6 protein-coding genes are annotated in these 6,893 nt (G+C 72.6%); 3 read left to right on the top strand and 3 right to left on the bottom strand.

Annotation, left to right across the window (positions count from 1 at the left end; genetic code table 11):
- Positions 1-499: 499 nt before the first annotated feature.
- A complete protein-coding gene (locus BIU96_RS00115) occupies positions 500-784 on the bottom strand; it encodes an acyl-CoA carboxylase subunit epsilon (protein WP_083402526.1) in 285 nt (94 codons plus the stop codon).
- 34 nt (positions 785-818) lie between these two features.
- Entirely contained in the window at positions 819-2,414 is a 1,596-nt protein-coding gene (locus BIU96_RS00110; RefSeq protein ID WP_071290596.1) for an acyl-CoA carboxylase subunit beta, read from the bottom strand.
- 74 nt (positions 2,415-2,488) lie between these two features.
- Between BIU96_RS00110 and BIU96_RS00105 the strand changes: the two genes are divergently transcribed.
- The 3 genes from BIU96_RS00105 to BIU96_RS00095 all read left to right on the top strand — a co-directional run bounded on the left by BIU96_RS00105 (position 2,489) and on the right by BIU96_RS00095 (position 5,228).
- Entirely contained in the window at positions 2,489-3,292 is an 804-nt protein-coding gene (locus tag BIU96_RS00105) for a biotin--[acetyl-CoA-carboxylase] ligase (RefSeq protein WP_071290595.1), read from the top strand.
- 4 nt (positions 3,293-3,296) lie between these two features.
- Positions 3,297-3,845: a PH domain-containing protein gene (locus BIU96_RS00100; protein ID WP_071290594.1), complete on the top strand. Its 549-nt coding sequence runs from the start codon at positions 3,297-3,299 to the stop codon at positions 3,843-3,845.
- Positions 3,846-3,920: 75 nt separating this feature from the next.
- Positions 3,921-5,228, top strand: a complete 1,308-nt coding sequence (locus BIU96_RS00095; protein WP_071290593.1) for a UDP-glucose/GDP-mannose dehydrogenase family protein — start codon at positions 3,921-3,923, stop codon at positions 5,226-5,228.
- 77 nt (positions 5,229-5,305) lie between these two features.
- Here the strand turns inward: BIU96_RS00095 and BIU96_RS00090 are convergent, their stop codons facing one another.
- Positions 5,306-6,892: a DUF2142 domain-containing protein gene (locus tag BIU96_RS00090; RefSeq protein WP_071290592.1), complete on the bottom strand. Its 1,587-nt coding sequence runs from the start codon at positions 6,890-6,892 to the stop codon at positions 5,306-5,308.
- Position 6,893: the final 1 nt, after the last annotated feature.

Here is a 6,893-nt window from a genome sequence, read left to right as displayed (position 1 = left end):
GCGTCGATCGACTGGTGCGGGGTCGCAACATGCGTGTACATGTTTCGACGACGACGACGACGACGACGACCGCCCGACGCGGCGCCAGCAGCCGCACACGCCCGGAAATGGGGAACGGGCCGGTCGGAATCCGACCGGCCCGTTCACGACCCGAGTCTGAGCGACAACCCGAATATCGCCCTGACTCGTAGCTGGTGGTGGCTTCGTACCCTAGTCGGCCACCGCCTGCGATGTTCTTCGTAGAAGGACACCGAACAACAACTACTATGCCTGCCGCCAACTGGTCTGTCAGTCGTCATTATGGGGGACAAATCGTGCGATTTCAGACTCCGTCGACCACAGATGTCCCCCGTCTGAGGGGAGACCGACCGGGAAGTGCACCCTGCAACGCTGCGGGTGTCTCGATACCCAGGGGTACATGGTCACCCGTTCGTACCGGGTCGCGCAAGACCCCGGCGACGTCGACGCGCGGTCGTGCGCAAGACGGACGCTGGCGGCCTCAGCGCAGTGAGCGCGCCCAGGCCCCGGCTCCGTGCTCGAGCGGCCGGCGCAGCCCGCGCGCGGACACGTCCCACCCGGTGCGCGGCGAGACGATGACCTCGGGCCGGCCGAGCGACGCCGCCTCGTCCGCCTGTCGTTGCAGGACGGCGACGACGGCGGCGAGCTCTTCGGGCGTCGGATCGCCGGAGACGACGCGGACGTCCGCTCCGACCGAAGGGGCTTCCTCGGCGGGCAAGGCGGGGGAAGCGGGGACAGCCGGGACGGCAGCGGCGTAGCGGCCCATCAGTGCACGTCCTCCGCGGAACGGGTGCGCAGCATCACAGCGGGATGTTCCCGTGCTTCTTCGGCGGCAGCGAGGCCCGCTTGCCGCGGAGCGCCCGGAGCGCCTTGATCACCGAGACGCGGGTGGCGTGCGGCTGGATGATCCCGTCGAGCTCGCCGCGCTCGGCCGCCAGGTACGGCGACGCCACGTTGTAGGTGTACTCGTTCGCGAGCTTGGCGCGCACGGCGGCCACGTCCTCGCCGGACTCCTCGGCGCGCTTGATCTCGGCGCGGTACAGGATGTTGACGGCGCCCTGACCACCCATGACGGCGATCTCGGCGGTCGGCCACGCGAGGTTGATGTCGGCGCCGAGCTGCTTCGAGCCCATCACGATGTAGGCACCGCCGTAGGCCTTGCGCGTGATGACGGTGACGAGCGGCACGGTGGCCTCGGCGTAGGCGTAGAGGAGCTTCGCGCCGCGACGGATGACGCCGGTCCACTCCTGGTCGGTGCCGGGCAGGTAGCCCGGGACGTCGACGAGGGTGAGGATCGGGATCCCGAACGCGTCGCAGAACCGCACGAAGCGGGCCGCCTTCTCGCCGGCGTCGATGTTGAGCGTCCCGGCCATGGCCTGCGGCTGGTTCGCGATGATGCCGACCGTGCGGCCCTCGACCCGGCCGAAGCCGATCAGGATGTTCGGCGCGAAGAGCGGCTGGACCTCGAGGAACTCGCCGTCGTCGACGAGGTGCTCGATGATCGTCGTGACGTCGTACGGCTGGTTCGCCGAGTCCGGGATGACGACGTCGAGCTCGTGGTCGGCGTCGGTGGTCTCGAGCTCCGGTGCAACGTCGTACGCGGGCGGGTCGGACAGGTTGTTGTCCGGCAGGAAGCCGATGAGCGACCGGGCGTAGTCGAGGGCGTCGCTCTCGTCCTCGGCGAGGTAGTGCGCCACCCCGGAGACGGCGTTGTGCGTCTGGGCACCGCCGAGCTCCTCGAAGCCGACGTCCTCGCCGGTGACGGTCTTGATGACGTCGGGCCCGGTGACGAACATGTGGCTGGTCTTGTCGACCATGATCACGAAGTCGGTGAGGGCGGGGGAGTACACCGCACCGCCGGCCGCCGGGCCCATCACGATGGAGAGCTGCGGGATGACCCCGGACGCCTGGGTGTTGAGGCGGAAGATCTCGCCGTACTTGCCGAGGGCGACGACGCCCTCCTGGATGCGGGCGCCGCCGGAGTCGAGGATGCCGATGATCGGCACACCGGTCTTGATGGCGTGCTGCATGACCTTGATGATCTTCTCGCCGGCGACCTCGCCGAGGGAGCCGCCGAAGACCGTGAAGTCCTGCGCGTACACCGCGACGTTCCGGCCGTGGATGGTGCCGACGCCGGTGACGACCGCGTCACCGTAGGGCCGCTTGGCGTCCATGCCGAAGGCGGTGGTGCGGTGGCGGACGAACTCGTCGAACTCCACGAAGGAGTTCTCGTCGAGCAGCTGCTCGATCCGTTCGCGCGCCGTGCCCTTGCCCTTGGCGTGCTGCTTGGCGATCGCGGCCTCGCCCGCGGCGGTCACTGCTTCGTGGTACCGCTCGCGGAGGTCGGCGAGCCGGCCGGCCGTCGTCGAGAGATCGGGGGTGTCTCCTGAAGTCACCCGCTCACCCTACCGGCGGTGACGACGCGGTCGGTTGGAGGACCCCCACGGTTCCTGCCCGTACATTTGCGTGCATGTCCACACCCGCGTCGCCGTCGTTCCCGACCAGCCGAGCTGCCGTCGCCGCGACCGGCGCCGTGTTCACCACGCCGGCGACGACGGGTTCGACGAACGCCGACCTGCTCGCGGTCGCGCCGGAGCAGCCGCACGGCAGCGTGCTCGTCACGCTCGACCAGACGGCGGGACGTGGCCGGCTGGACCGCTCGTGGACCGCCCCGGCCGGCGAGGCCCTCGCCGTCAGCCTGCTCGTCCGTGCCGACCTCGACGAGCGCGACCGCGGCTGGCTCCCGCTGGTGGCCGGTGCGGCGATGCGCGACGTGGTCGCCGCGGTGCTGCCCGGTGACGACGACGAGGTGGCCGTGAAGTGGCCGAACGACGTGCAGGTCGGGGGCCGCAAGGTGTGCGGCATCCTCTGCCAGGTCGCCGCCGACGGCAGTGTCGTGGTGGGCGCGGGCGTGAACCTCACGATCCCCGCGGACCGGCTCCCGACCCCCACGTCGACCTCGCTCACGATCGCGGGGGCGGCCGGGACCGCCGACGAGCTCGCCGACCGGGTCCTGGTCGCCTTCCACCGCGCCGTCCTGGAGGCAGTGGCCGCCCTGGTCGCGGGCGGTCCGGACGCCGAGACGGTCCGGTCCCACGTCCGGTCGGCCTGCGGCACGATCGGGCAGCGCGTCCGGATCGAGCTGCCCGACGGCACCCACGTGGAGGCCGACGCCACCGGCATCGACGACGAGGGCCGCATCACGATCCGGGATCGACAGGGGATCTCCAGGGGCGTCGCGGTGGGGGACCTCACCCACCTGCGGTATGCATGACCGCATGACCGACGAGCCACCGCCCGAACGCGTCGTCGCGCGCCTGCGGCCGCACGCGCGTCGGCTCGTGCGGCCCGCGGTCTTCGTGGTGCTCGTCACGCTCGCCGGCGGGTTCGGCTTCGGCGTCTTCCGCGCCGAGCTGGCCTGGCTCAACGCCGTCGTCGCGGGGCTCGTGCTGCTCCTGCTGTTCCTCGGCGGGGCGCTGCCGCTGTTCCGGTGGATGTCCGAGCGGTACGTGGTCACGACGAGGCGCCTGGTCGTCGTCCACGGCCTCGGCACGCGCACCCGGCGGGAGCTCCTGCACTCCCGGGGCTACGACGTCACGGTCCGGCGCCGGGGACTGCAGGGCGTGTTCCGTTCCGGGGACGTGCTCGTGTTCCCGGGGGACGAGCCCGCGGTGGTCCTGGCCGACGTGCCCTACGCCGACCTCGTCGTGGCGGTGCTGCACGACATGGTCGAGGCGCACGAGGCCCGTCGCCGCCACCGGCAGCCCGACTGGGACGAGATCGTCGGCGGTGCCGACCGGCCGCGCTGGGGCGACGTCCGCCCCTGAGCACGAAAGGCCGGACCGGAACCGACTCCCAGCCCGTTGGGTGGAACTCCGGCGTGGACCCGGTAGCGTCTTCCCGTGCGAATCTCTGTCATCGGCTGCGGGTACCTCGGTGCCGTGCACGCCGCATCCATGGCCAAGCTCGGGCACGACGTCGTCGCCGTCGACGTGGACCCGGTCAAGATCGAGCGGCTCGCGGCGGGCGAGGCCCCGTTCTTCGAACCCGGTCTCCCCGAGATCCTGTCCGAGGCGCTCGCGTCCGGACGCATCCGCTTCACGACCGACATGGCCGAGGTGGCTGGTGCCCGCGTGCACTTCCTCGCCGTCGGCACCCCGCAGGGACCGACCGGCGCCGCGGACCTCACCTACGTCGACGCCGCGGTCGCCGGGCTGATCCCGCACCTGTCCGCGGGCGAGTTCGTCGTCGGCAAGTCGACGGTGCCGGTGGGGACCGCCGCGCGCCTCGCAGCCGAGGTCGACGCCGCCGTGCCCGGTGCGACGCTCGTCTGGAACCCCGAGTTCCTCCGTGAGGGCTTCGCGGTGCAGGACACGATCTCCCCGGACCGCTTCGTGTACGGGGTGCCGGAGGGCGAGGCCGGTCAGCGTGCCGTGGACGCCCTCGACGAGGTCTACGCCGAGGCACTCGCGACCGGCACGCCCCGCCTCGTCGTGAACCTCCCCACCGCCGAGCTCGTGAAGATCAGCGCGAACGCGTTCCTCGCGACGAAGATCTCGTTCATCAACTCGATGGCCGAGATCGCCGAGGTCGCCGGGGCCGACGTCACCGCGCTCGCCGACGCCATCGGCCACGACGCCCGCATCGGCCGGAAGTTCCTGAACGCCGGCCTCGGTTTCGGCGGCGGGTGCCTGCCGAAGGACATCCGCGCGTTCCAGGCCCGTGCGAACGAGCTCGGGGTGGGGGAGTCGCTGGCGTTCCTCGCCGACGTCGACGCCACCAACCTGCGTCGGCGTGCGCACGTCGTCGAGCTCGCGCAGGAGCTCCTCGGTGGTGCTGTGCAGGGCAAGCGCGTGGCCGTGCTCGGCCTGGCCTTCAAGCCGAACTCGGACGACGTCCGCGACTCGCCGGCGCTCGACATCGCGGCGCGACTGCACGAACTGGGTGCCTCGGTGGCGGCGTACGACCCGGAGGCGGTCGTCACCGCGCGTCGGATCCACCCGGAGCTCGAGTACGTCGAGCGAGCGACCGATGCCCTGCGCGACGCCGAGCTCGTGCTCGTGCTGACGGAGTGGAACGAGTTCCGCGAGCTCGACGCTGCCACCGCGGCCGCGCTCGTGTCGGTGCCGGTCGTCGTCGACGGCCGCAACTGCCTCGACCGCGAGGCCTGGGTCGCCGCCGGCTTCACCTACCGCGGGATGGGGCGCTGACCGCAGCGACCCAGCGACGACGAAGGCCGCACCCACGGGTGCGGCCTTCGTCGTTCTCGGCCGGCAGCCGACCGTCTTCAGGAGCGGGACGACGTCGGCAGGCGATCCGTGCCTCCAGGCCGGGTGTCCGCGGCCACCTGCACGACCGCCAGCGCGACGCCCACGGCGACCAGCGTCGCGACGACGACCACGAGCGCGAACGGGACCGGGCCGGTCGCCGTGTACCGCGCGATGCCCTCGGCCGTGAGCGGGGACCGGGCCGCGTTCCAGAACCAGCTCGCGACGACGGCGAGGCCGTACACGCCGATGCCGGGCGCGACCACGGCGATGCCGGACGCGAGCGCCCGACGCCCGCCGGCCGTCCGGGGGAGGCGTCGCCACGCGAGCGCGCTGAGCACCAGGAGGGCGAGCAGCGCGGGGAAGAGGTAGCGACCCTGCGTGCCGGCCACCTGCGTCGTGTCGAGGTAGGCGCGGGCGCTGCTGGCGGTCTGCAGCGCCAGCAGCAGCAGCGGGAGGACGGCGAGGCACCAGGCGGTCGCCCGGGTGTCCGGACCGGATCGCGGCCGCCGGAAGGCCCAGCCGACCACGACGACCACCGCGACGATCGTCAGGACGGCGGTGAGCAGGTCGCCGATGCTGACCTGGGCGCGCTGGCCGGGGCTGCCCCAGAACGTGCGGGAGATCGTGCCCCAGCTGACGTCGGCGAAGTGCAGGACCGACGGGTGCTCACCCGGCGGGAAGTCGGCGGGCGGCCGGAGCGCGGCGTACCCGTCCGGCTGGAGGCGGTGGAACGTCACGAGGTTGTGCAGCCACCACCACGAGCCGAGCACCGCGGTGGTGCCGAGCACGACGAGGGTGCGGAGCAGCCGCCGGGCGAGGGGCAGGACCCCGGCACCGGCGACGACCGCGACGAGGCCGACGAACGGCACGGCCGGCAGCCCGGTGCCCTTCGTCCAGACCAGTGCCGCCGTGACCACGCCGAGCGCGACGAGCGTTCGCAGCCGGAGGTCGCCCGTCAGGAGCCGGACCGCGAGCCAGACGACCGCGGCGCCGAGGAGCAGGACCGGGGCGTCGTTCGTCACCGACGCGCCGATCGACGCGAGCTGCGGGGTCGCGAAGAGCGCCAGCGGCGCGAGGAGCGCGGTGCGCGTCGAGCGGGTGACCCGACGGACCGCGGCCCAGGCGAGCAGCGCGAGGGGTGTCACGAGGAGCGCGTCGAAGAGCCGGAGCGCGAGGACCGCGTGGTCCCACCGGAGCGAGCCGTGGTGCACCGCGCGGAGCACGAGCGCGTCGATCGCGTAGGCCGTCGGCGGGTGCTGCGTCATCTGGTTCACGGTCGCCGAGTCACCGGGGTGGGCGGCGAGCAGCTCGCTCGTGGTCGACCAGGTGGACGCCCCCGTGGCCGGATCGGAGGAGCCCGCGGCGGCCGCCTGCTCCTGCTGCGCCGCGACCACGGCGTTCGACACGTGCAGGGCACCGGGTGCGGGCCAGCCGCCGCCCGTGGCGACGTGCAGGGCGGCGTCGAAGTGCGCGGGCTCGTCGGGCGCCTGGAAGACGGGGACGACGAGGGCCCAGAGCACGAGCCAGAGGCCGAACACCGCCGTCAGGAGTGCGACGCCGAGTCCCTCGCGCCGGGTGACGGCGGGGTGCGGGACGCGGTGCATC

The organism is Curtobacterium sp. MCBA15_008, assembly GCF_001865065.1.
In the GTDB taxonomy this organism is placed as follows: Bacteria; Actinomycetota; Actinomycetes; order Actinomycetales; family Microbacteriaceae; genus Curtobacterium.
The sequence above is the reverse complement of the archived record's forward strand: the minus strand, read 5'-3'. Positions and strand labels throughout refer to the sequence as shown.

Excerpts from the sequence above, each read along its gene's own strand:
- BIU96_RS00100 (WP_071290594.1), top strand. The coding sequence starts at position 3,297 with ATGACCGACGAGCCACCGCCCGAACGCGTCGTCGCGCGCCTGCGGCCG.
- BIU96_RS00115 (WP_083402526.1), bottom strand. The coding sequence starts at position 784 with ATGGGCCGCTACGCCGCTGCCGTCCCGGCTGTCCCCGCTTCCCCCGCC.
- BIU96_RS00105 (WP_071290595.1), top strand. The coding sequence starts at position 2,489 with ATGTCCACACCCGCGTCGCCGTCGTTCCCGACCAGCCGAGCTGCCGTC.
- BIU96_RS00090 (WP_071290592.1), bottom strand. The coding sequence starts at position 6,892 with ATGCACCGCGTCCCGCACCCCGCCGTCACCCGGCGCGAGGGACTCGGC.